The following is a 23970-nucleotide window of genomic DNA, read 5'->3' as shown; positions in this document are numbered from 1 at the left end:
TGTACCCCTAACTCGCGTAGAAGATGCCGGTGGCCATACCGGCTGGTGTGTACTCGTCCAGTCGGGTCCGCAGATTGTCCAAGCGCTGCGGTTGACAGAGGTCGTGGAAGACGCCGACCTCCGACTCGTCGTCGGCGCCACGCAGGATCTCATCCGCGACCGTTTCTCTCAGGCGCAGATACTCGGGCTCGCCATAACGCATGCTGTCGAAAGACGGTGCTGGGCAGGCGGGCAAATCGTCTTGCGTCTCCGCCGGTGGCTGACACGAGTAGCGGCGGGGGGTACGCGAGCCGGGCGGAACGTAGCAGTAACGCACACACCCGATCTGGCGTCGCGCCACGCGCACAGGCCCGGTGAACAGCGAGTTCTCAGCGAGTTCGATGGCGTGGACCATGATCTCGCCGATTACCGTACAGCGGGCGAGGGTGACTTTCGTGTAGGCAAGCCGTCCCTCTGGATCGGAGACCGCCAGACCCTCGACGCTCGTGGCATCGACAATGCTGTCCGAAATCATCAGCGGGAGTGGGTCGGTGCGCCGTTCATCACCGGCCACCCAGATCGACCCGACGATGCTGTGTTCGATACGCACGGCGGCGCGGGAGTTGTCGACAGTCAGGCTGGGTTCCTCTGGGCGCGCGGGTGCGCAGTCGGCAGCCAGGTCCCATCCGGGAACCAGCGTGCAGTGCCGAATCGTGATGTCGCACAACTCGTCGGCAGCAGCTGGCTGGTGATCGTCCTCCGCACAGCTATCCCGGTGCGCATTACCGATCACCGTGATTCCCCGTCCGGCGACGAGCATGCCATCGAGCACGAATCGGCTACCGGTGTCGCCGCACACACTGAACGGGTCGGGTTGGTCCACCCGATAGTCCAGTAGCCGCAGTACCGGACGTCTGCGGTCGGCGGCGCGCAATTGCAGGCTCTCCCCTGCCACCAGCTCGAGTTCGAGCCGTTCGGCGTAGACACCGCTGTCGGCGATTTCCACGACGGCCCCGCGGGGCGACTCGCCGGTCTCTGAATCGACCTGCCGTTTGTCATGATCCCATTGGGCCAGAGCAGCATTGATGGTTGCGAACTCCCCCGCCAGGCGGTCTCGTTGCCTGACCCGATACAACCACGCGCCGAGCGGCTGGGCCAGTGGTCGCCGATACTCGCCACCGCCGATTTCGGCGCTGAACCCATACCGGTAGCTGACCGCGACGCCCTTCGGCGACTGGCCCAGCGGGAACACCATGCGCCCGCGTTCGGTATCGACGAGGACCTTGCCGCGGGGTGCGCGGTATCGGTGCCATTGCGACAGATCTGCGGGAATGACGTTGCGCGCGTCGATTATTCCGTTCACCCCGCGTTTCGGCCAGCCCCGCACCTCGATCGCGAGGCTGCGATCCTTGCCGTAGTAAGTGGCCGAAGCCACGCTGACGAGCGGATGTTCCGACAGCCGATGCTCGAAGGCGCGCAGCCGGATTCGCGCCGGGACATTGATCTCCTCGGCGATGCGCACCGGATTCGTCTCCACCACCGGTCGGGTGAACAGCGAGCTGTCGTTGCCGAGCACGCTGAACGTGTAGCACTGTGTTCCTTCCCGTTCCACACAGCAGGCCGGTGTCCAGGTCACCGGGTAGGAGCGCAGTCGCCAGACGAAGACACCGACGCTCGGAATATTGAAATGCCCCGTCGTGCGATGCGAGGTGAGCCGCCGCACGTCCACGGTGTGTGCGGCGGTCTCGAAGGGCTCGTCCTGGGGTGGCGTTCGTACGTCGAGGTACCGGCCGCGGTCCGGGTATCGATGGTCGAGATGCTGGGTCCAGCCCAGCAGGCGATAGAATTCCACGGCACGCGCCGGCCAGGCCGCTACGTCTGACGCGAGCTCCTCCAGTAGCGCCAGCGTGCCCTTGCGGCGGCGGGATCCGATGGTCTTGGCCACCTCCCGCCGGGGCACCAGGATCTTCGCTTCGCCGCCGCCCGCGTGCACCGGGCGGTAACCGATGAGGTCACCGATGTAGGGGACGGCCCAGTCCGAACAGGTTTCGATGAACCAATCGGCGTACAGCCCTTCGATATCCGCTTCGAGGATGTCGAGCTGTTCGCCCGCCACCCGTAGTAGGTCTCGCAGCGCGTAGCCGCCCTCGGCATCGCGGACCCGGTGGACGTACGGGAGCAGGTGGTACAGGTAGTCGGGTTGCCTGGTCATGCCCTCACCTCGTTCAGGATCAGCGTGTCGCGTACCGACGGCTGTAGGTAGGCCAGTTGCGCGGACAGAATCCGCCTGTCCACGAATCGCGCCGGTAGCACCCGCACGGTATCGACGCCAGGCAGCACCAGCGACGAGCCGTCGGACCGGATACCGTCGACGATCCGGGCCTCGTCGATCGCGGTCAGGACGTTGAGGTCGACGTACTCCACGCCGGGAACAGCCTGCATGGTGGCCAGCACCATGCTCGGCACCAGATCCTGGCCGAGTTCGCGCCGATCGAATCCGAAGTCCGCGAGCAGCGCCGCACGTAACGCGGGCTCGATCGTCTCCCAGCGATAGTCTGGTAGCACACCGACATTGGCACTGAGCGCGATGACGAGTAGTTCGCGCACCGCGACCTGGATCGGCAGGAAGGGATCCCCGTGGCGGCGCAGCGCGATCCGCAGGTTCGCGTACAGGTCCGAGGTGTGATCGACCGGAGCGTCGCCCGCCCCAGCGATCGTCACATGGACCACCTCGCGCACACCGTCGGACAACCGCACCGACACCGCCTTGCCGATTCCGGCGAAGGTACGTGCGAAGTCCGCGTAGTCACCGATGCCGACGAGGCGATCCAGAGCGAGCACGGCCAGCGGCGCGTTCCGACGGGCATCGTCGCGGCTCTCGGGTCCCGCCCCGCCAGAGGCCCGGATCGGATTGTCGACGCCCGTCACACCGAGCGGTTTGGTAGCGGGCAGGCTGATCTGATTCGGCCGGACATTGCCGGGACCGCCGATGCCGGTTCGGTAGGTCGCTGTGATGTTGTCGAACCCGGTGGGCAGCCTGGCGCCATGGCGTCCATTCCCGAAGGTCACCGATGTTTTGCCGGTGTCGTCGATGCTAGTGATGAATCCTCGACCCGCGGGGCCGAGTGCGAGCAGGCTGTCCGCCTCGTACCATTGCACATCGGCGACCCTGACCTCGAGCGAACTCGCTACGCCGGAGGTGGTCGGCGCGGAGGTTAAGGTGAGCGGTGATTGCTTGAGCGCGAAGGTCTGTAGCGACGCCGTCGCGTCCCCGCCGCCGAGTACCTCTCGCCGGGTCTCGCCATGGGTGGCATGCACGACATTGCCGTGCATGACGACCGTGTCGCGCTTGTAGCGGTAGGCGAGGTCCTCGGCGAAGGTGAGGTAGGTGTGCAGGGTGTCGCCCGGTCGGCGTATCACGCTGTCTCCCTGCGTGACGAAGCTCGTACCATGGCGAACACCGGCGATCATGACCAATTCGCTCGCCCGAACTCCGCTCGTGCCCGGCACATCGGTACGTTCGCCGGAGACGATCACCCATCGCCCTGATCGCAATCCCTCGTAGAGCCCGTCGAGTTCGACCTCACCGCCGACCACATCGTCGCGGATCGGTTCCTCGGCAAGTTCGAGGCGTTCGCTCCGGCAGTACACGGTCGTACCACGGATGACGTCGAATCCGTCGCCATCCTCGCCATCCTCATCTTTCGGTTTCCACCAGTCACTGGTAAAAGTCAGTCTCGTTGTCTGCGCAGACAAACCGTAGGCTGATCGTGAGAAGGTTGTCGCCGTCGCGACCTCCGAGAGGATCCAGCGAACGTCATCATCGGTCCGTTGCACGATCACCGGTGTGCCCACGGCCACAGACGGATAGGCGGCGTCGAGGAACGCGGTCTCCGAACTCTCGGTGTCCCTGTCCAGGTCCCACTCGTCCCATGGCTGCGATTTCGGCTGCCCGGCAAGCGGATTGGGCTCTTGCCCGTCGTTGTCATCACCGACGTCGTCCTCGCCGTCCTCGAAAAACCAGGGTTCGTACTGAGGCTGCCGAGGCGCATTGTGACCGAACAGCGGTGCGGCTCGGCGCATAGCCTCCACGACGAGCGGCGACGGCTCGGTGACCGGCAGGTTCGCCAGCGCGCTGTACAGCGACGGTGTGCCCGAGCTCAGTAGGCTGGGATAGACATCCGATCCGGCGGCGAATGCGGTAGTGGACGAGCGGGCGAGATGCGCGCTCGTGCGCGGGGGAAACGAGGGCGGCAGGCGCAGCGGCGCGACGATGTCGTCGATCCCGGTCGCAGGGAGGTCGGTCCCGCCGATACCCTGATCGGCCGAACTCGAGGCGGTGGCAAACTCGCTGACTCGCGTCAGTACCCCGATCATGCCGGAGAGCCACGGCACCAACCGTCCGAAGTGGCTCGCGCGCGCGGCATCACGTTCCGGCCGCAGCGCCGCCAGCGCGTCGCTGGCGGCCGCAGCCACACGGGTCGGCGTCGAATCGCCACTCACCTCACGGTCCATCGCGTCGAGGGCATCCAATGCGCGTACCGCTACCGCGCCGTCATGCGCGATGCCGAATCGGGTGAGCTCACGGAAAGGCGCCAGCTCCTGTCGCAGGATTCGCGCGAAATCGGCGCCGGTGACCCATTCACGGAGCGTGACGCGAGTGCGCTGGTTGCCGTCGTCGGGCTCGACGGTCCCGACCCGCACCGGAACCGGCAGCCCGGGTGGCGGTTTGATATTGATCAACAGCGCGTCACCAAGGTGCAAGTTGGTGGCGGTGCCCGCGAGGTACAGCCCGTTCGCGAAAATCGATTCGACGGTCTGCGGCCATGTCCTTCGAATCCGGAGAGTGCTCCACTCGGTACGAGCCTCCAGATCGTCGGAGGTCTCGAACGCCTGCATCTCCTCCCCCGGGCCGGGAACACTGCTGGCACGAGCGCCTTTCGGGATCGTCACCGGTTCAGCGCCCTCGGCGACGGTGTAGGCGAGGTAGACACTCGCCGCCACCCCGGGACGGGGAATGTAGCCGATCAGCCGCGCGAGTTCGACGATGGATCGCCGCTCGGTCGCGGTCCGCAGGTAGCCCTCGTTGGCGACACGCTCCTGGTAGAAGGTCAGCACATCGCCGACGACCGCCAAGGCATCGAGCAGGGCGACAGACGGGTCGCCGATATCGTGGGTGCGCAGCCCAGCCAGGCCTGGATACTCGGCCGCCGACAAACGTGCACGCATGTCGCGCAAGAACGTCGCATGGGTCCCGGCCCGATACGCGACCGTGCCGAGGCCCGGCCGGTTTCCGGCTCCCCCTTCCGATCCGCCACAACCGCAAGCGCATTCAGTACTCATCGCCCACCTCCCAGCACCAGTTCGAGCCGTCCGAGCTCGGCCAGATTGCGGTCGTTGGAGATCCGGGCGACCTCCATATCACCGATCCGCAGTACGCCGCTGTCGACGGCGCCGTCATCAGGCTCGTTCCAGCGGCGCAGGCGCGTCACCGACACGCTCGCCACGCCCTCCACCGCCTGCGCGGCGGCGACAATCGCCGAGACGCGCACGTCGGTGCCGAAGGTGAGACTGTCCGGGTGGAACATGCCGAGCCGCCCATCCGGCAGGCTGCCGCTACCGAGCACCGCGAGCAGTGCCCGCCGCACGTCGCCACGCGAATAGTGTGCTCGGACACAAACTGTCACCTCGACATCCAATGGAATCTTCGTCGCCGCGACGACTTCCAGGTCGTGGCCCACCCGCCGGTACGGATGGAGGAATTCGGTGACGGCCGTGCACAGCGCGTCGTCGACCTCGTCGGTGTGGTCCGGGTCGAGCCCGACGCGAGCGGCGTACCAGCTACCGGTCCACACCAGTTCCCCCGCGGCGCGCAACCCGCCGTGGCGTTGGGCGATGCGCGCGTAATCCTCGGCGGTCACCGCGCGGCGCAGCTGGGCGCGGAACGCATACGGCGCGAACATTTTCGCCTCCGCGATCGGTTCCGGGTCGGCGCCGCCCGTCGCGGCGATGGGGTTGCGCGGCCACAACCTGACACCGCTCCAGCGTTGACCGCGCACTGCCAGCGCGACGATGGCGTCGCGGCCCACATTGCCCGCCGTGCCGTTACCGACCCGGTAGGTGGCGTGCACCGAGGCGCGAGCCGGAGGTCGCGCGCCCAGCTCGCCGTCGCCGAACCGCAGGTGTGCAGCGCCTTCGTCGTCCACCTCCACGACGAAGTTTCGCGCTTCGCCGTCGCTGGACAGTAGATCCGGAAGCGGGGTCCAGCACTCGACCGGTGTTCCGATGGCCAGCGATACCGCGGGCTCGGCAAGGCCGGGGTCACGCCGCAGAACAGACACCGCCGGTCGCGCTCGATCCACCGGCTCGGCCCATGTCAGCGGCGACCCGGGCAGTGTCGGCTCATAGGGTGCGGGGCGTTCGACCAGGTCGACGAGGCTTCCCTCGCAGGCGCATTCCCCGACCGTCGCTCCGGCTGGCACCGTGCCGAGCGGAGCACCGACGGTGCGTCCGTGATCGACGAGGATCACATTGCCGCGGGCGACACTGATGCCCTGGATGAATTCGCAGGATGGAGCGGGGCGCCGCACCGACACCGTCAGGCAGAACGGCAGCGCGTCGGCAATATCCCATTCCACCTCCAGAACCTGCACATCCAAGAGCGGGTCGGTCGTCGCGTACACCCGCGTCAATCGCACGGCGTGGCGATGCGCGGGATCGGCATCGGCGGGATGGGCCGTGACCGCACCCTTGACCTCTTCGAATACGAGGAGGTCACCGCAGACGAGATGCAATACCCGGCAACCATTTCCGTCGTCGTCTAGCAGCGTCGCCCGGGTGGTGCCCTCGGGCAGACGGCATTCCTCATCTCCCCAGGTGTAGATGCTGATCTCGCTGTGGTCGGCGTGGAAAGACACTGTGCGCGCTGCGGTGACCGCCTCGAATGCCCGATATGTCGACGCGGGGTGGGCGAGAACCTCGTCCTCGGTGAGGACGTGGCCGTCGACCGGGAGGTCGGCGAGCGCGGTCACGAACAGCAGATCCTTCGGGTCGACCTTATGGATATCGGTGTCGGTCCGTACGGTCACCCAGGCACGGGCGTTGGTTCCCTCGCCCAGTCGGTAATCGACCAACCGGGCGTGACGACGCACCGAACGGCGCCGACGGGCGGTGCCCAGATACGCCTCGGTGGCCACCGCGTCCTGGTGGTAGCTCAGGTGGTCGGCCGCGTAGGCGAACAATTCGACGAGGGTGACACCGAGGTCGGCTTCGTGGCGCTCGCTCCAGTCCGGAATCGTCACGGCGAGCCGGTCGAGCATGAGCCGACGGAACGAGGCGTAGTCCTTGGCGAGATAATCAATTTCGATCGGCTCGTGTGCAGGCGGCGGGCAGTCCGCCACAGGCACGCAATCTGTGCCGTCCGGGCAGTCGATCCGGAATCGTACCTCGGCGCACACGTACCGCGGATCGAAGCCCACCGGCGGCTTCTCCGGCTCTTCCTCGTCGACCAGACACAGCAGGTAGGTCGAGAAGTCGCCCTCACGATCGAGCCGCAGGTGCAGGCAATCGTCGACTTCACCACTATTCGCCGATTGCGCCTCGACGGCCACAACCTCGAGGTTCCGGATTCGACGTCCACCCAGGATTCTGATGTTGCCGACACCGAGTTCTTCCGGCACGTCGCCGAAGAAGTGCACGCACAGGGAGGTTCCGTCGTCGAGCGCCTCGACGTAGTCGAGGCCGTTGAGCCGGTCACGCGCGGCGAAGAGTTCGGCACGGCGGTGCCGTGTGCCGCAGACAGGCACGGCGGGCTTCATCGCGTGCTCGCCAGTTCGAAGGTGTACTCCCTGGTGGCGCCCGTGCGCAACACGACATAGCTGGTCGCGACAGTTAGTGTCGCATCGCTGCTCTCGACCTCCAGTGAACGAATATCGACGACGTCGCCCAGCCAGCGCTGTAGCGCGGCGTTCGCGGTGAACTGCAGGGCGGCCGCCAATTCAGGGCTGTTCGCACCGAAGACCAGTTGGAGCAGTCCGCACCCGAAGTCTGGTCGGTTGACGCGTTCGCCCGGATTGGTGAACAGCACCTGTTCGATCATGTCGCGCACGTGATCGTCGTAGTCAGTGGTCGCGGTTCGGCCCGACGCGTCGAAGTGGAGCGGGAAGTCGATGTCCATCAGTGCCTCACTCTGCTGTGACCCTGGTCTGGGTGGTGGTGACGAGCAGCGGCGTCCCGGTGGGCGCGCAGATCGCCTGACTGTCCAAGAGCAACAACGGCACTCCGCCCGAGGTGACTCGGGTCGCAGCCGTCACCCATTGCGCGGTCACGCAGGGACCGTTGGCCGCGGGCGGAGGCGGCAGGGTGCAGCCGCCGACGACGTACGGCGCGGACATGGTCACGGTCGGCTGTCCCGAGACCATGACGCGCGGGTTCTGCGCCGTAGGTTGGGCCTGCCCCGCGTGCGCGCACAACACCGTCGCGCCCACATGCACCATGAATCCGGGCACTGTGCTCTCCTCTCAAATCACTACGAGCGCACCGTTGTTGACGGTCACTGTTGGTCCGGTGAGCACGATGCTCGCGCCCTTTCCATTGCTGATGGTGATGCCAACGTCGTTGACGAGGATCATCGCGCCGAGCGTGCTCTTGATGAGGATGCCGCCGGTGGGTCCTGGCATATCGCTGATCGTGATGCCGTTCTGCAGCCCGCTCTGGATCACGATGCTCGGGCTGACCGGATTTCCCGCGAGCGCGGTGGCGGGCACCTCGGCGGCCGACCCCCAGAAGCAGCCGGTCCAGATCGGATAGTCCGGATCGCCCTGCTCGTACTCGATCCACACGCCGGCGCCGATCTGCGGAACCAAATACGTACCCATGGACTTTCCCGCGACGGGCACGCACGCTGATGCCCACGTCGTCGGGATGATATTCGACACGTCGGGCACCAGCGCCTGGATCCGGCCGCGCTGTTCCGGGTCGATGTTCTGGACGACGGTGCCGCGATACTTGCCGAAGTATTTCGTCGGCGAACTACTCATACCGGAACCTCCTGGACCGTGGACACCAGGCCGTTCCTGGTGAGGGTGAAGTCCTGTTTGTATTCGCCGCGTTTGATGCGGTGCTTGACCTTGGTGACGTAGTAGAGGCCGTCGAATGCCGTGCCGACTCCGCGTACGCCGACCAGCTGCCTGGCCTTCAGAATTCGGCCGTACCGTGCCACGTCGAGACTCCCGTCTCCGGTCACGGTGTCCGCGGAGCGCGCGGCCTCGGCCAAGCCGACGAGCACGGCCTGCACAGCGGAGTACTTGGCCGTTTCCGGCAAGCTCCGGAACTTCACCGGAAGCGGTTGCAGCAGTCCGAGTGGCGGATTGAGCGGGCCGACATCGGGCAGCGGAAGCGGGATCGCAATCCCGGTCTGATCGTTACGGATATACACGACCGGTAGCGACCGAGCCTGGCTGTTGAAACCGAAGGTGATCTGGCCGGCGTTGGAATGCGCGTCCATATTCACATTCAGGGCCGGCTGCGGCACCCCTACCTTCACCTTCGGTCCCCAGTACGCGGTGCTTGTTCCCGGCACCGGACCTGGTTGCAGGTAGAACACGTAGCCGACGCGTTCGGCGAGGAGCCGAAGGTATTCCAGATCGGTGCCGCGCTGCGCGGGTATGCGGCTGGTCGGGATGGGGACGTCGAGCATGATGCTCGGAATGATCAGCGGAACGACACCGAGCGCGGCGTATTTGGCCAGCACGAGCGCGACGATCGCCTCGCCCGGCATCGCCGGGTAGGGCAGACCGGTCAACTCGATCTGGTCCATGATCGTGGTGAGATCCTCGCCGATCACCTGCAGCGCCGAATGCCTGCCATCGCCTCCCGGCACGATCTGGGTCTTGGTGACTACCCCGTCGACGAGGACTTCGGGCGTACCGTTCACCGTCGCCACCAGCACCACCCGGACGATGGGAATCGGACTGCCGCCAGCGATCAGGAACAGGGTCGGCAGGACCGAGCGATTGTCGAGGCTGAACGACAGCGAGAATCCGCCGACACCCTCGTCCTGCGCGGTGACCTCGACCGAAGTCAGCGCCTCGACCACAGACCGGGGCACCGGAACCGCGACCGCGGGTCCGACCATCAGGGTCAGGTTCACCGCCCTAAGCATCTCGGGCTCCCGGAAATCCCGCGGGCAGCGTGATCCGTAGCTCCCTGCCGACCACGGCGAGCAGATCGTCGGGGCGCAGCGCCCGGTTCGCGTCCGCGATCCGCCAGAACTGTTCCGGATCACCGAGGTACCGGGCGGTGACGTTGTCCAGGCGCTCACCTTCGGCGACGGTGTGCGTGTGCAGCAGCGCGAGCTCCTCGGGTTGTGGAAGGAAGCGTCGCGTCAGATATCGGGTGGTCCGGCCATCCACGTCGTGAGTGGCGGTCGGGATGGTCACGTAGCGGCTCGTCGCCGGAAAATCGGTGGTCACGAGGGCACTCCCGTCAGGCCGAGAGCGCCGAGCACCGTGCCGCCCCGGCGAGCGAACTCTTCCTTTTGCCGCAGATAGCTCATGAACAGATCACCGCCCTTGTGCGTAAATCCGACGTCGTCGACCGAGAGCACCCGCAACCCCAGGCTGACCTTCGCCCGGATCGGATTGAGCGCCGCGTCGAACGCCTCCTCGGTAACCGAGAACTCGGTAACCCGCACCGGCACGATGCGCGACTTGCTCCAGACGAACAGCGCCAGATCGGTCTCCATCGGCAGGACCTCGAGCGTGCCGGACCCGGCAAGGTTGTTGTTGGCCGCCAACTGCCCACTGGTCGGGTAGACCAGCGTCTCCAGCGCGGCCAGCTGCGGAAAGATCCCGAGCTTCGCCGCGTCGGCATGCCGCGCCGGATCCTCGAGCTGATCGGTCGCATCGATCTCGGCGTCGAGTTTGATCGTCTCGGTCGGCGGCCCGGTCAGCCGCAAAGCCTCCGACCGATCCCCGCCCTCGGTCCCCACCCCGCGCACCTGAAGGCCGCGCGACAGCGTGTCCGGGTTGTATTGCAGTGCAATGACTTTGCGCACGACTGCGGACTGTGGGTCGATGAGGACCAGTCCACCTTTGAGCAGGCGGGGCGAGAAGGGAGCGGTCATGGCTGGTTCCTCACTGTCTCGGTATTAACAACCGCTGGCCTGCACGCAGGCTCGCCCAGTCGATGGCCGGATTGGCTCGCTTCAATGCCGCGACAGAGATACCGTTCTGCGCGGCGATGCCTTCGACCCTCTCTGTCGACGCGGCGTCAACCGAAGTGACGGTGGCGACGACAACATGCTCGCGGAGCCCAGGCAACGTGACTCTCCGAGGTAAGCCGACCGGTCCGAGCCCGGGGTTCGCCGCGCGGATCTCCGACTCGGGAATGCCCGTGCGACTCGCCAGATCCGCTGCTGTCGCGATTCCGGCGGGCACCGTGACGAGGCTCGTTTCGACCGTAGCCGGGGGTGCGCCTACGAAGTCGTTCGTGGTGGGGTCGATACCCAGCATCTCGACGTGCCCCTGAAAGTATGCCGCCCGCACCGAATTGCCCCCGCCGGACATCGTCCGAGCAATCTTTTCGACATGCCGCAGGGACTCCAGGTAGCTCTCCGGCGTCTTGTAGTCGCCGACCACCTCGCGGGTCGTGGGCGGCGCGAAGATGCCGCCTTCGACCTTCTTGACGAGACCGGTGTTCTGGTGGGCGACCGGAGCGGCCTTGAGCAGAACGGCTTTCGTGAAGTACTCGGTGAATCCCTCTTCCATGACAGGCCCGATGTACGCAGCACGGAATGTGGGATGCGCGAGGGTATGCAGGTATTCATGAACGCCGACATGCCACGTCATCCACATAGCCTGGCGGTCGGGGAGGTTCGGGATCGACCCACCAGCGCCGAGCCTGCCGCCGGGCACCGTGGTCGGGACCGCGATCGTTCCGGTTTCGAGGGCAAGTGCGAATCCGAACAGATCGTATCGCTCGACTTCGGCACGGCGGCCGGGCACCGCGAGAAATGGTTCGATGACCGTGTCTTCCAGCCATCCGGGTTCACCGTATCCGGGTCGACGGGGATTGAAGCTGTGCGCCTTCATGTGGTCACCAGCACCGTGCTCGATAATCCAGAGTGCACGCCCCTCGGCACCGATCGCTGCTCCGGCCGCGGCGCGTACCGCCGGATCGTTCGCGTCGATGAGGTTGCCGGCAGCGGAGGAGAACTCGAAACCGGATCGCAACGCCGCTTGACCAGGTGGCGCCGCCGACACGGCATACCAGCTCTTGTACTCGTCATCGGTGACCTCGACCGCAGCACTCGCGGCACCCTCGAGCGTGTGAATCGGGAGCTTTAATGATTTCGCGTGCTCATCCATCTCGCCCTTCACCTGTGCCAGATGGTCGGTCAAGGCAGCGAGCAACTTCGTGCGCAGCACGTCCCTCGACGCTTCCCAATCCCCCCAGTTCTCAGGGTCATCACGGCCATCCCACAATGTTTGCTGCGGTAGCGACTTTGTCGCTTCTGCGAGCGGCTCGACGGCGGTGCCTGGCAGCAGTTCGTTGCGAACCGCCAGCAGCTGTTTCCCCGAAAGTTCGGCCGGTGTTCCGGCATGCGGGTCGGGCACCCACAGCAACTCGAGCGCGTGCGCCAGCTCCGATCCGGACATCTCGTCACCGAGCCGCATCTCAAGGGTCGCCGGGTCGCTGTTACCCATTGCCCGGGCGAAGGCGTCCTTGATACTGGCGACCTTGTCTGGATTGCCCGATAAAGGTTCGAGCACGGCGAAGATCGCCTCCTCGTCGGTGCCGAGGGTCCGGTACTCCACGGCCGCTTTCAGCCGGCGCGCGAGCGCATCCCAGCCGATAACGCTCATGATCGGCCCCGTCGGAATAGCCTGTGCGGAAATCGGCGCGACCGGCTCGCCCAACAGTCCTTTCGCGTAGTCGAGCTCATCCGAGTCGAGATCTCCCTCGAGCGCTTCGAGCAACTTCTGCTGGTACCGCCGCTGGTATGCCGACTCGAGTTCGCGAATGGACTCGGGATCCCGTCGTAGTGAATTCAAGGCGCGATAGATCGCTTCCTCGTCCGTACCGATTCCCTCGATCGCTGTATGGATCTCGCCCGCGAGCTTCTCGTAGTCGACGACCACGCCGAACTTCTGTGCGACGCACACACCGTGGGTGCGTTGCTGCGCGACGTGGGTCAGTTCGTGACCGATCAGAGCCCGTCCTGCAGGCGTCGTCGGCACGAAAGCTTTTGCAGCAAACCAGATATGCGTGCCCTCGGTGATGCCGAGTGCTCGCTTCCGTGCCGCACAGACCTGCGCCGCCGGTCCGTCATCGAACTCGACACCGGCCAATCCCGTCCCGAGCACAGGCTCTACAGCGCGGCGAACCCGGGGGGAGATCGGCCCCGCTGCCAGTGGAACCGCGACAAGGGCCTCGGCGATTCGGCTGCCAAGGCGATCGGCCTGGACTTCTGCCGGATCCCGTACGCCCGACCCGGGCACGACGCCAGGTGGTGCCACAAGTTGTTCGCCATGCGGTCGCCACGGCTGGCCTGCGAAGGTCGGCACCTGCGACAGGGATCGGCCGGGCGCCCGCGTCGACAACTCACCGACCAGCGGTGGCACGCGCCTGGGTGCGCGGTCCTGCCCGGCCTGGCGATGGTTCGGCTGCTCGGGTCGCTGCAGCGGCGCGCGGTCGATCAGCATCACTGCATACCTCCGTACACTGCCCGCGCGATATCTCGACCGAGCGTCACCGGATCCGCGGCGGCAGGCGCATCGATGCTCGGCGCTTCAACGCGGGCCAGTGCCTGTGACCGAGTATGTCCCGCTATCGGGCCATACTCTTGGAACAATCGCGCGAGTTCGGTGCGCACGGAGTCGCTGAGCGCAGCGTATCCGCCCGGCGGGATCATGATGCCATCCAGCACGATTCTTTCGATCGAGAGTTCTATATTCATGCTGAACCTCCGGCGCGTTCGAGCCAGCGAAAGTCGGCCTCGTTGACGGGGCGGTCGTTCTTGCGGAATTCCGTTCGGGCGGCAGTCAATATCATCGCCATGGTGACCGTTCCGCCGTCACCGGCGGCACGGAAGGCGGCATTGACCGCGATATTCTGTATACTGCCGCCGCTCAGGACCAGCCGCGACAGACGGTCATAATCCAATGTGGCACAGGGTGTTTCAGGCGGAAACACCTGTTCCCAGATAAGCTTTCGCTCGGCTACGGCGGGAAAGGGGAAGGTCACCACGAAGCGCAGCCTGCGCAGGAAGGCCGAGTCCATCGCGCTTTTCATGTTCGTGGCCAGAATCGCCAGGCCGCGGTATGCCTCCATACGTTGCAGCAGGTAGTTGATCTCGATATTGGCGTAGCGGTCGTGGCTGTCCTTGACCTCGCTGCGTTTGCCGAACAGCGCATCCGCTTCGTCGAAGAACAGGATGGCGCCACCGCTGTCGGCCGCGTCGAACAGTCGCCGTAGGTTCTTCTCGGTCTCGCCGATGTACTTGTTCACGACGGCGGACAGGTCTATGCGGTAGAGCATGAGCCCCAAGGCATTGGCGATGACCTCCGCGGCCATGGTCTTACCCGTGCCGCTATCGCCCGCGAAGAGCACGCTGATGCCGAACCCGCGATTCATGCGGGTGCGGAAGCCGAATCGGTCGTAGACCGCGCCGCGGTGTGACACCTGATCGGCAATCTCGTGGAGCAGAGCTTCCTCCTCGCGCGGCAGCTTGATATCGGCCCAGGTCGCCTTCGGTTCGATGCGCTGGGCCAGCCGCTCCAGGCTCGGCCGGGATTCGCCCAGACAGGCATTCCACAGGCAAGTGGACTGCTCCGTGACGGCCTCCTGGTCGCTCACCTCTTCCGCAATACGGCGGATCGTTGACAGATTGAAGTTGAACTGGCCGACTAGCCGCTCGGGATTTGCGCCGCCCGCCGACTCCGCGAGCGCGGACACCCAGCCGTCGCGCTGCTCCCCCGGCGACGGTCGTGCGATGTCCACCGTGTGCGACCGCGCCCCGAGATCCGGCAGCGGGTCGTCGACATCACAGAACACCGGACCCCTACCGTGCGACAGCCACCTGCGCAGCGACCCGAGTCCCGCGCTGTCGCGCTCTGTCCCCGAGGCGTCGAGGTAGAGCATGACCGGCGACAGAGCGGATTCGCGCTGCCATAGCCGGGCCAGCAATTCAAGTTCCGTTGCCTGCTCGGGCAGCAACTCTGCGGGCAGTTCGTACAGGCGCACGCCCATTCGATCGGCCGCGTGCGCAGCAACCAGCCGCTTGCTCTCGCCGTCGCCGCCCACCAGTTGGAGGACAGTCGATTCAGGACGCTGCGCGGCCTGCGCGATCGCACTGACCAGATGGTCGGCGACCTGCACTTGCGACGGGGCCAGATCGGAGTCCGCCGGGGGTTGGATCGGAATGCTCACCGCGCGGAACCGGAAGTCGAGATGATTCAACCCTTTGACGTAGTTGACGACTCGCTCATCGAGACGTAATGCACTCATGGTCACCGGCTCGGTTCCGCGCTCGTCGAGCGTTACGAGTCGCCAATAGCGCAGCGATCCCTCGGGGGATATCGCTTCCCAGCTCGGATCATCGAAGAGCGCCAGTGCGAGGGCGAAGGTCGGGTAGGCGCGCTGAGGGTCACCGTGCGCGCGGGCACACAGGGCGGCCATTCGAGTATCGAGTTCCATTGCGGCGCAGAGCAGCAGCACGTGGCGTTCGAACACCGAGAGACCCAGCCGCCGGGCCAGCTGGACGAGCGGAGGTGGGATGTCGAGGTCGTCGGCCGCGGTGATTGCCGTCGGCAGGGCCCTGTTCCGCCCACCAGAGGTGGCCACAGGCTCTTCGGCGAGGGAGCTTCGACCACCGCGAACCCAACGCCCGCGCCGATCGGGCTCCGGTGCCGGTGCGGTGGATGTTTCGGCGGCCGACTCCGTCAAACGCGCACGCAGCCACCCCACATACTCGGCCAGGTAGTCGCCGTTCGTTGCGAGCCACCGCTCGTAGTCCTGCGGCTGCTGTGTCATGAGATCACCACCTGCTGGCGGACGTCGAAGGTGGGCGGGTCACCGTCGGCGAGCGGGATGCTGTCCACGTCATCGACGCGCAGGCGAACCAGGTATCGGCCCGGCGGCATTTCCGGCACCGCGCAGGTGACCGTTGTCGGGGTCGTCCCGAAGTTCGGTGATACTGGGACCGGATTGGTCCGCGCGGTCGGCTCGATCACCTTGTCGCCGAACAACACCCGGACGCGCTGGGTGTCGAGGATGCGGGGTGCGCTGGTCAACGTGAGCGTGTCGCCGACGTGTACGGGCCCGGGCGAGGTGCTGTTCGGACTGACTGTGATCGTTGGTGCGAGATCGCAGGCGATTTCATTGCTGATCACGGTCGAAGTTGCGGGGGCCGATACCGCTGCGAGGACCGCGTAGTGTCCGGGTGCCCAGCGACCGAGCGCATCGGGATCGCTCGCGACATCCTGGATGGTGACCAGCGTTTCGCCGGGACGAGCACCTGCGGTGGGCGCCAGGGCCACTGTCGCGAGTGCGGGCACACCGTCGGCGGTGGTCGTCAGACTGCGGAACCGCAGCGTCGTATCGGCGATGGTGAGCGCTTCGGCGATCACCACCAGTTCGTCGCCGAGCAAGGCCGCCGGGCGCCGCCGCGGTGCACGGATCTCACGCAACTCCGGTACCGCACCCACCGATGCGACCGCGCCCGTATCCTCGGCACCCCGACGCAGCACCGGCTGGGGCACGCGGCCGGGCTCGCTGTCAATCAGAACCACTCCCACCTGGTAGGCGGCCGAGATCCGGTACTGCGACTGAAACGCGCTCCACAACTTCGATATGTCATCGACCGACAGCGGTAGGGCGGTGATCCGGATCCGCTCGGCCTGTGCGGCGAGGTCGCTGTCCGCAACGGCGGACAGATCGGTCACGGAGAACAGCGGCTGGTTGTACAGCACACTCATGGCCGCCGCGAGCACGCGGTGCCCCAGCATGTTTGTGTCGACATCATCCGGCCCGAAGGCAGTGATCAGGTACTGCAAATTGAGCGGCAGCGGCGGAACTTGCGGCTCTCCGGCCAGCACCCGAGGCGACGGCTCACCGTTGAACCAGGCGGCGTCGACAACGGTTCGATACAGGAACAGATTGAGCGACGAGCCAGTGACATTCGTCCGCGCGTGGTCGGGCGTTCGGGTCGTGACGGTGAATGGTCCGAGGCCGGCATCCTTGTTCTGCACGCCCGCGAGCAGCAAGTTGCGCAATGCCGTCGTCACCGCCGTGAGCGCGAGGGTATTTGCCATCTCAGCCCCGATGGTTTCGCTGGGCCAGGTAGTCGTCCAGGCTGGTGGGTTTCGCGGTAGCGCGTTCGACGTGGGGGCGAGCGGCGGGCGGCTGAGTCGCGCGCACATCGATGCGACCGATGGTGACCTGAACCGTCGGAGGCGCCGGCATCGCTGCAGACGCCTGCGTGCGGCGGACGGACCAGCGGGCGGTCCCCGCGGTAGTCGCGGCCGGAGGGCGATCCGGGTGCGCCGGGAGTGGTCGTTCGTGGTCCGGTGATGGTTCCGGCGCGCGGCGTTGCACGACAACGGGAACGACAACGCGATCCCGTGGCGCCGGCGAATCCGGCGGAGAGTCGGCCGCCGAATCCCCGGGGTCGACGTGTTCCGGATTTGTCAGCATGACAACCACTTTCGGCGCGTCGGAATGATGCTCGGCTTCGGGCCGCGCGGTCGACGGTTCAGCTTCGGGCCGGACCGTAGACCGATCGCCATCGACTGGGCCGGGCACCAGGGAACTTCCAACACCATGGTGCGGATCATCCGATCGCTTTCCCTGCCGCGCCTGAGATTCCGGCGGGACGGGGGTAGTCGGGCGAGGGAGCGAGCGACTCGGCTCAGCGAACTCGATCGAACCCCGATCGGTTGCCGGTGGATCTTCCAGGTCGGTGAACACGACCGGCCACCGGACCGGCGCCACCCCGTCCTCGGCCTCAGCCCTCTGCCGGAGCAGGGGCTGATCATCACCGTCGCGTGCGCCATTATCGTCGAAGCGTGTATCCAGTTCCATGACAGGCGAAGAGGTTTCGAACCAGATGGGCAGACGTGGCCGCAGTGCCAGCACCTGCAGGCGGCTGCGGTCGATGAGGTCGAGCAGGAAGTCGCTCATGTGCCGATCAGCTCCAGATACCGGCGGCGGCGGCGGGCGGACATGGCCATGACGTCCCGTTCTCGCCACCCGTAAGCCAGTGCGAGCATGTGAACCTCGCGCAGTTGGCGCTGCGCCCAGTGGTCGACCTCGGCCCACAGGAAGGAAGCGATATCGAACGGCTCGGCCCAGTGGTTCGCGCACTCCGGGCAGGCCAGGGCGAACTCGACCCGCGCCGCAGGATCCGCCTGCGCCAAGGCGTCGACGAGGGCGTCGATCACATCGGTGGGTATGGTGTCGAGCCGTGTTGCCTCGCCTTCGAGCCGCACGTCGCGCACACACCGTGCAAGGAGAAGCTCCCTGGCCCGGGGCGGTGGGCTCTCGGCCACGTCGAGCAGGTCGGCGCTGGTCGGGGTGCGGTAGGCGATCTCGAAACCGCCCGTACACAACACACCCCCATCGGCCGACGGAGCGGGTTGCACCTCGCCGATCCCGAACGACAGCTCCAGCGACGCCTGGCACGTCGGACACACGGCGAGACAGGACGCGAGGTCGCCGAACAACTGGGCACGCAATCCCATCAACTGCCGGTCCCGGTCTCCGATGGACAAGGTGGCCAACTGATTCAGCGATGCCCCCGGATTCACTGTGGCGAGCAGCGCCAGCGCCCCGTGTGTCAGCGACCGGTCACAGCCGTAGTCCCACGCCGCGAGCAGCGTCTCGATGTGTGGCTCAGTCATCGCTCACCCCGCCGTGAAGGTCGGCTCCGACGGTTCGGGCACCTCATAGTCGCGTTCCCACCCCTCGTTCTCCAGCTTCAGGTGCTGGATCGCAACGGCATTGGCATTGGCGTCGAGATCGGGCAATGCCTGATACTCCGATACCCAGCAGCGAAATACCTTGTAGGCCAGCGCGACCTGTCCCGCCTCGTTGTAGACCTCGATGATGATGTCCTTGCGGAAGTCCTGGAGTGAGGATTCCGCACCGAGGCCGGATCCGAAGTTCCACACCTTGTTCGCCCACTGCTCGAAGTCGGGGTCGTGGGTCACCCCGCGTTCGATGGTGATCGCCTCGAATTCGGTACGCCCCGGCGACTTCCGGCTCGTCGAGGGATCGCCGCCCTCGCGATGCTTGACAACCTCCGTGGTTCGCTTGAGACCGCCGACCTTACTGGCGCCTGCGACATAGTGACCGTCCCATTTCACCCGGAACTTGAAATTCTTGTATGGATCGAATCGCGCGGCGTTGACGCTGAATTGAGCCATGCTGTCCTCACTAGGTCTGGAGTTGTCCAGCGAGCTGCTGGAGCGTGACGATGACGAATTCAGCCGGCTTCAAAGGTGCGAAACCCACGACGATGTTGACGATTCCGAGGTTGATATCGTTCTGTGGGGTCGTCTCCTTGTCGCATTTTACGAAGTACGCCTCCTGCGGAGTCTTACCCTGGAACGCGCCCTGTCGGAACAGGTTGTGCATGAACGAGCCGATATTGAGCCGAATCTGCGCCCACAGCGGTTCGTCATTGGGTTCGAAGACCACCCAGTGGGTTCCTCTATACAGCGATTCCTCGATGAACAACGCCGTCCGGCGGACCGGGATATATTTCCACTCGGAAGCCAGCCGATCGTCGCCCTCCAGCGTGCGCGCGCCCCAGCACACCCGACCGGCGGCGGGCATCACACGCAGACAGTTGACCCCTAGCGGGTTGAGCTCGCCGTTCTCCGCATCGTTGAGTGACACACTCAGCTCCGGCACTCCGACGAGACCAGCCCCCAAGCCTGCCGGGGCCTTCCACACCCCGCGGGTCGAGTCGGTTCGCGCATATATGCCCGCGATCGCACCGCAGGGCACGAAGTCACCGATCTGGTTGTCGCGCTTGGGATCCGGCTGCCGCAGCCGAGGGAAGTAGAAGGCGGCGTTTCGCTTGGCGTCATCGTCGACGCCAAGGGTCGAGGGGTTCTTGGCATTGTCCTTTTTCCACGCTGCTGGCGGATCCACCAGCAGAATCGCCCGTCGTTGCAGGCAGTATTCCGCCGCACGGGTGACCAGGTTCGTTTCGACATCGCCCGATTCAAGATAGGGAGGGAGGCAGAGGATATTGAACAGGTCGGCGTCGGCAAGCGCGTACAGGCCGTCCTTCTTCGATGCCTTCCCGTCCCCGATGAAATCGTTGACCTCCAGCCAAACACCATCAGAAGCCTTTGCCGCATCAGCCACCTTGGTGTTGGTCTCGGGGCTGCGGTCCGCCCACACATCCGCCCCCGGAGATGCCGGATCATGCGATGGGTCCGGACGCGCCGGCGGCAATGCCCCCGTCACCCGAACCAGGTTCGACTCGTTCGTCAGGACTTTGTCGAGTCGCCGAATGTGGTTCGGCTCCACTGAGACATTCCGAAAGACCTCGACCGAACGAGTGGTGCCATCTCGAACAGAGATGTTGAACAGGTTGACCGAATCCGGACCGGCGACATCGTGGTCGATGCGGGCTCGCAAGGCATTGGCCCAGGACCCCTCCGACACCGCCTCGAGGGCAATGCTCCCGATGCTGAGCGATGCCTTGGACACGGGAGCCGCCTTTTCGGCGGCCGCTTTCGCGGCGGCTGTGACCTTCTCAACGGTGGCGCCGGATGCCTTGCTCGCGGTGTCGGCGGCGAGCGCGACAGCGTTGGCTGCGGACTTGTCCGGATCAGCGGTATAGGTATCAGCCTTGGCTTTCGCGGCGGCCGCCGCCGCAGCCAGGTCGGCACCGACCGCGGCGTCCGCGGTCGCCTTCGCCGCCGCAGCGGCCTTCTCCTGATCCGCCGCAGTGTCGAATGTGGGATGGAAGAGGCGCACGATGACGGCCTGGCTCCCACCGTTGAGGTAGAAGTCGCGCACCGCGTAGCCAAGCGAGCTGTCCGCCCACAAACCGCCGAAGGCGCGCTCGAAGTCGCCGAAGCTGTTGATGGTCACTGGCGTGTCGGTTGGGCCGCGCACCGCACGGCCGATCATCGCGGTGATGGAAGTCGCCACCCCGGTGATCGTCCTGACGTCACTTGCTTTCTCGACGACATACACGCCGGGATAGGTTGTTGCGATTGGCATCACACACCCGCTTTCCGTGAGTTTCACGTCCGCTCAAGCGGAGTGTCCGGCATTCGCGTCACACCAGCGCCAACGCGACGTCTCCCCGAACGGGTTCGCGGCAGAGCGGGACGCGCGGCCGGAGCCGCGGTCAACGGGCCGAATTCCTTCACACCGGCACCGGCAGCCAGGTGCGCTCAGGACGCACAGGGCCATCATGCCGGACCCGCAGCAATCGTCGCCTCGATCCCTCGGTCTGCTGTCCGACTGCTGGTACGCAATGCGGCAGTAATTGCAGTAATTCGGGTAGGCTATTACTCATGCTCCGCATGAGTGTTCGCGGACGTAGATCGGGCGGGTTCAGCGCAGAGTCTTGGCGGTGGGAGTTGTGCACTGAGCGAGCGAGAGGGTTTCGATGTCAAATCCTGACTACTCCACGGCCACAGCATGTTCCAGCTGACGCTCGTCGAGGAGTTCGCGCTCGAGGTGGATAGTCACAGGCTCGTCGTTCCGCATATGGCCGAACGCGTACTCACCTACCTCGCGCTCGTCGGCCGACCTGTGGCACGCTGCCGCCTGGCGGGCACCCTGTGGCCGGAATGCAGCGAGCTGGCCGCCTCGAAAAGCCTACGCACGGCCCTATGGCGCCTCCGCCAGGTGGAGGAGAGCCTGGTCGAGACCGACCGCGATCGACTTCGACTCGACCCTAACGTCGCCGTCGACTTCGCCGACCTCGTCGGCCTTGCCTATGCACTCGTCGATGATCCCCGTTCTGCGGAGCTGGCCCATGTCCATTTGCTGATAAATCACGCTGAGCTACTGCCAGATTGGGACGAGGAGTGGGTTGTCGCAGACCGCGAACGCTATCGGCTGGTTCGGTTGACTGCCCTCGAATCGGCGGCGGAGGCACTGCTGACCATCGGGCAACTGGGCGGTGCACGGGTGGCAGCGGCCGCAGTAGTGCGGGCAGAACCCTTGCGTGAGAGCGCGCGGCGAATATTGATGCAGATCCACCTTGCACAGGGCAACTCGGTCGAGGCGATTCACGAGTACCGCCGATTCCGAGACCTGCTGCGGGACGAGATCGGCATGGATCCGTCCCCTTGCATCGAACGACTGTTGCCCAAAACGCGCTCGAATTGACGACGCGGTGACGAAGCAGTGTCTGGCGGATATCGCCGACAGCGCACGATGAACCCTGTGCCGACTGATAGCAGGCGCCACAGTGTGGCGGTGATCCGGGTGGAGGTGCGCTCGCGTGCCGCCGACGGTCTGCTCATCGAACTGCTCGAGGTCGGGCGAGACAAAGGTAGCGACCGTCCACTCGGCTCGGCGACATCGGCCGCCCAGCTGTGCACGATCGTCGAACGTTGGCTGGCCCACATCGCGTCGCCATGACCGGATGCGTCGGCTCACGCCCACCCGACATCGAGGGCCTGGGTCACCAGTGACGTTGGAGTGACGCGCCATGCCGATACTGGAGATCAGCGAGGCATCAACCGTGAGTGCCGCACCGACCGTATCGCCAAGAGCGGACCCGTCGAAAGCCATGACGCCATGCCGATTGAAACCACCGTGTCCGGGCATACCTCCCGCCGACGGAGTCCCCACCAGAAATCCGACGTGATTCCGGCACGCCGATGACATCACCCAGGTTCACCGAACTTCCCGGCCCCGTCCAGCGTGACCGGGTGATCCGTATTGTGGAACAGGTTCGTGCAAGGCCTGGAACCGAGCTCGATACGACTGTCCGGCACCGGATGCAAGACCGGTTCGGCCGAGATTTCAGTCATGTCCGCGTCCATACAGACACAATTGCGGCGGCGTCGGCGCACGCAGTCGGCGCTCGGGCGTACACGATTGGGCAGCACGTGGTGTTCGGTGCCGGTCATTTCGCGCCGAGCACACCAGAGGGTGCCACGCTGTTGGCCCACGAACTCGCACACGTGGCGCAACAGGAGACGACCACGGGGCGGCCGCTCGACCTGGACGATCCGCACGGTGCGGTCGAGCGCGACGCCGCGCGAGCGACGCAAGACGGTCGAGTCGGCAAACGAAGCAGCAGCAACGTCATCCATCGGTCGCTGCTCGGTGGCGCCGTCGGCGGTCTGCTCGGCGCCGCCGGCGGGGCTCTCCTGGGTGGCTTGGCCGCAGGGCCGATCGGTATGGCCGTCGGAGGCCTCGTCGGATTGGTCCTCGGTGCGGCCATCGGCAACGACGCAACGACGCAGGAGCGTCCGCTCGGCGACGACGAGAGCTACGCCCGCGAGGTCTTCCTCGACAGCCTGGACTACAGCAAGATCCGAATCACCCGCGACAGCATGTACGCGACGGGAGCACCCCGCACCATCGGTAACACGATTCATCTCAAATCGAGTTGGGGACACTTCGTCGGCGACGGATTGGAGCTGACCGAAAACGGCAAACTCACCGTGATTCACGAGATGACGCACGTGTGGCAATACCAGAACGGTGGATTGGCCTACATCCCCGAGAGTTTGATCGCGCAGTTGGGTGCCGCGCTCGGCGGTGGCGACCGAGGGGGTGCCTACGACTGGCGTGCCGCACACCAAGAGAAGCGGCCGTGGGCGAAGTGGAATCCCGAGCAGCAGGCTGCGGCGGTGGAGGACTACAACAAGCTGCTGCGACGGAGCAAGGACACGACCGCCACGGTCGCCGAGATCGCCGAACTGGCTGTGTTGAGCACATATATGCGTTTCGTGTGGAACCGTGAAGGCGCTCCGGACTGGTCGAAGGCGAAGTGAC

19 protein-coding genes are annotated in these 23970 nt (G+C 65.6%); 3 read left to right on the top strand and 16 right to left on the bottom strand.

What is annotated here, in order from left to right:
* Nucleotides 1-7: 7 nt before the first annotated feature.
* The 16 genes from IBJ82_RS07195 to IBJ82_RS07120 all read right to left on the bottom strand — a co-directional run bounded on the left by IBJ82_RS07195 (nucleotide 8) and on the right by IBJ82_RS07120 (nucleotide 21252).
* Nucleotides 8-2191, bottom strand: coding sequence for a hypothetical protein (locus IBJ82_RS07195; protein WP_194825067.1), 2184 nt, complete (start codon nucleotides 2189-2191; stop codon nucleotides 8-10).
* Entirely contained in the window at nucleotides 2188-5208 is a 3021-nt protein-coding gene (locus IBJ82_RS07190) for a putative baseplate assembly protein (protein WP_194825066.1), read from the bottom strand. Before IBJ82_RS07190 ends, IBJ82_RS07195 begins: the two co-directional genes overlap by 4 nt.
* A gap of 110 nt (nucleotides 5209-5318) precedes the next feature.
* A complete protein-coding gene (locus tag IBJ82_RS07185) occupies nucleotides 5319-7796 on the bottom strand; it encodes a putative baseplate assembly protein (protein WP_194825065.1) in 2478 nt (825 codons plus the stop codon).
* Complete coding sequence (locus tag IBJ82_RS07180) at nucleotides 7793-8155, bottom strand: GPW/gp25 family protein (protein WP_194825064.1); 363 nt, start codon at nucleotides 8153-8155, stop codon at nucleotides 7793-7795. Before IBJ82_RS07180 ends, IBJ82_RS07185 begins: the two co-directional genes overlap by 4 nt.
* Before the next feature lie 7 nt (nucleotides 8156-8162).
* Nucleotides 8163-8486, bottom strand: coding sequence for a hypothetical protein (locus IBJ82_RS07175; protein WP_194825063.1), 324 nt, complete (start codon nucleotides 8484-8486; stop codon nucleotides 8163-8165).
* A 12-nt stretch (nucleotides 8487-8498) separates the two neighbouring features.
* Nucleotides 8499-9017, bottom strand: coding sequence for a phage baseplate assembly protein V (locus IBJ82_RS07170; protein WP_194825062.1), 519 nt, complete (start codon nucleotides 9015-9017; stop codon nucleotides 8499-8501).
* The gene (locus IBJ82_RS07165; RefSeq protein ID WP_228536472.1) at nucleotides 9014-10129 is read right to left on the bottom strand and encodes a hypothetical protein; all 1116 of its coding nucleotides are present in this window, start codon (nucleotides 10127-10129) and stop codon (nucleotides 9014-9016) included. Before IBJ82_RS07165 ends, IBJ82_RS07170 begins: the two co-directional genes overlap by 4 nt.
* Before the next feature lie 4 nt (nucleotides 10130-10133).
* The gene (locus IBJ82_RS07160) at nucleotides 10134-10451 is read right to left on the bottom strand and encodes a LysM peptidoglycan-binding domain-containing protein (protein ID WP_194825060.1); all 318 of its coding nucleotides are present in this window, start codon (nucleotides 10449-10451) and stop codon (nucleotides 10134-10136) included.
* Nucleotides 10448-11104 carry a hypothetical protein gene (locus IBJ82_RS07155; protein WP_194825059.1) on the bottom strand — a complete coding sequence of 219 codons (657 nt, stop codon included), beginning with the start codon at nucleotides 11102-11104 and terminating at the stop codon, nucleotides 10448-10450. The genes IBJ82_RS07160 and IBJ82_RS07155 overlap by 4 nt, the downstream gene beginning before the upstream one ends.
* 10 nt (nucleotides 11105-11114) lie before the next feature.
* Nucleotides 11115-13685: a DUF4157 domain-containing protein gene (locus tag IBJ82_RS07150; protein ID WP_228536788.1), complete on the bottom strand. Its 2571-nt coding sequence runs from the start codon at nucleotides 13683-13685 to the stop codon at nucleotides 11115-11117.
* A 250-nt stretch (nucleotides 13686-13935) separates the two neighbouring features.
* Entirely contained in the window at nucleotides 13936-16014 is a 2079-nt protein-coding gene (locus tag IBJ82_RS07145; protein ID WP_194825057.1) for an ATP-binding protein, read from the bottom strand.
* On the bottom strand, nucleotides 16011-17294 hold the full coding sequence (locus IBJ82_RS07140) for a DUF4255 domain-containing protein (protein ID WP_194825056.1): 1284 nt from the start codon (nucleotides 17292-17294) through the stop codon (nucleotides 16011-16013). Before IBJ82_RS07140 ends, IBJ82_RS07145 begins: the two co-directional genes overlap by 4 nt.
* Nucleotide 17295: 1 nt before the next feature.
* On the bottom strand, nucleotides 17296-17445 hold the full coding sequence (locus IBJ82_RS07135) for a hypothetical protein (protein ID WP_194825055.1): 150 nt from the start codon (nucleotides 17443-17445) through the stop codon (nucleotides 17296-17298).
* A 713-nt stretch (nucleotides 17446-18158) separates the two neighbouring features.
* Nucleotides 18159-18881, bottom strand: a complete 723-nt coding sequence (locus IBJ82_RS07130) for a phage baseplate protein (RefSeq protein ID WP_194825054.1) — start codon at nucleotides 18879-18881, stop codon at nucleotides 18159-18161.
* 3 nt (nucleotides 18882-18884) lie between these two features.
* Nucleotides 18885-19406, bottom strand: a complete 522-nt coding sequence (locus IBJ82_RS07125; protein WP_194825053.1) for a phage tail protein — start codon at nucleotides 19404-19406, stop codon at nucleotides 18885-18887.
* 10 nt (nucleotides 19407-19416) lie between these two features.
* The gene (locus tag IBJ82_RS07120) at nucleotides 19417-21252 is read right to left on the bottom strand and encodes a phage tail sheath family protein (RefSeq protein WP_370585191.1); all 1836 of its coding nucleotides are present in this window, start codon (nucleotides 21250-21252) and stop codon (nucleotides 19417-19419) included.
* A gap of 399 nt (nucleotides 21253-21651) precedes the next feature.
* On the opposite strand from IBJ82_RS07120, the gene IBJ82_RS07115 reads away from it, so the two are divergent.
* The 3 genes from IBJ82_RS07115 (at nucleotide 21652) to IBJ82_RS34575 (ending at nucleotide 23969) form a co-directional block, all read left to right on the top strand.
* A complete protein-coding gene (locus IBJ82_RS07115; protein WP_194825052.1) occupies nucleotides 21652-22347 on the top strand; it encodes a BTAD domain-containing putative transcriptional regulator in 696 nt (231 codons plus the stop codon).
* A gap of 57 nt (nucleotides 22348-22404) precedes the next feature.
* On the top strand, nucleotides 22405-22602 hold the full coding sequence (locus tag IBJ82_RS07110) for a hypothetical protein (RefSeq protein WP_194825051.1): 198 nt from the start codon (nucleotides 22405-22407) through the stop codon (nucleotides 22600-22602).
* A gap of 242 nt (nucleotides 22603-22844) precedes the next feature.
* Nucleotides 22845-23969 carry a DUF4157 domain-containing protein gene (locus IBJ82_RS34575; protein WP_228536471.1) on the top strand — a complete coding sequence of 375 codons (1125 nt, stop codon included), beginning with the start codon at nucleotides 22845-22847 and terminating at the stop codon, nucleotides 23967-23969.
* Nucleotide 23970: the final 1 nt, after the last annotated feature.

The sequence above is a fragment of the Nocardia sp. XZ_19_231 genome (genome assembly GCF_015355705.1).
In the GTDB taxonomy this organism is placed as follows: Bacteria; Actinomycetota; Actinomycetes; order Mycobacteriales; family Mycobacteriaceae; genus Nocardia; species Nocardia salmonicida.
Note: the sequence above shows the minus strand (reverse complement) of the source record. Positions and strands in the feature narration are given on the sequence as shown.